Raw genomic sequence first — 959 nt, forward strand, 5'->3', positions numbered from 1 at the left:
CCAGCCGCTGCCGCCGCTTCTTCGACGAGTGCCGCGTTCTGCTGCGTGACCTCGTCCATCTGCGAGATGGCCTGGTTCACTTGCTCGATACCGCGCGTCTGTTCATGCGATGCCGACGCGATCTCGCCCATGATGTCCGTCACGCGTTGTATCGCCGTGCCGACCTTTTGCATGGTTCCACCCGCGCGGGCAACGAGTTCCGTGCCCGCCTGCACGCGGCCGCCCGACGTCTCGATCAACTCCTTGATCTCCTTCGCGGCACTCGACGAACGCTGCGCGAGGCTGCGCACTTCGCTTGCGACGACGGCAAAGCCGCGACCCTGCTCGCCAGCGCGAGCGGCTTCGACCGCGGCGTTCAACGCAAGGATGTTGGTCTGGAAGGCGATGCCTTCGATCATGCCGATGATCTCCGCGATCTTGGCCGAACTCTGTTCGATGCCCGCCATGGTCTCGACGACCTGACCGACGATAGCGCTGCCTTCGTTGGCGACGGCGTTCGCGTTGTCGGCGAGGCCGCTTGCCTGCATCGCGTTCTCGGAGTTCTGCTTGACCGTCGCGGTGAGTTCTTCCATGCTCGCGGCCGTTTCCTGCAGCGAAGCGGCCTGCTGTTCGGTACGCGATGAAAGATCGGTATTGCCCGCTGCAATCTGCTTGCTGGCGCTCGCAATGGCCTCGCTGCTCGTTCGGACAGAGCCGACGGTTGCCGCGAGCTTCTCCTTCATGGCGGCGACGCCGGAGAGCAACTGGCCCATCTCATCGTGGGTCTTGATCGTGACCGTGCGTGTCAGATCGCCTGCCGCGATGTGCTCGAAATGCTCGAGTGCATCGGCGAGCGGCGACATGATCGCGCGACGCAGGAAGTACCAACCGAAAGCCGCGCCCGCAATACCCACGACGAGCGAGATGAAGCCAACGGTACGCACGGTTGCGTAGCTGCTGTCGTTTTCCTCGTCCTGGCG

1 protein-coding gene is annotated in these 959 nt (G+C 63.8%); it reads right to left on the minus strand.

What is annotated here, in order from left to right:
* The coding region (locus NCR40_RS29365) for a methyl-accepting chemotaxis protein (RefSeq protein WP_250511583.1) at positions 1-959 on the minus strand (959 nt) is incomplete at both ends.

Source organism: Caballeronia sp. GACF4, assembly GCF_023631025.1.
Taxonomy (GTDB): domain Bacteria; phylum Pseudomonadota; class Gammaproteobacteria; order Burkholderiales; family Burkholderiaceae; genus Caballeronia.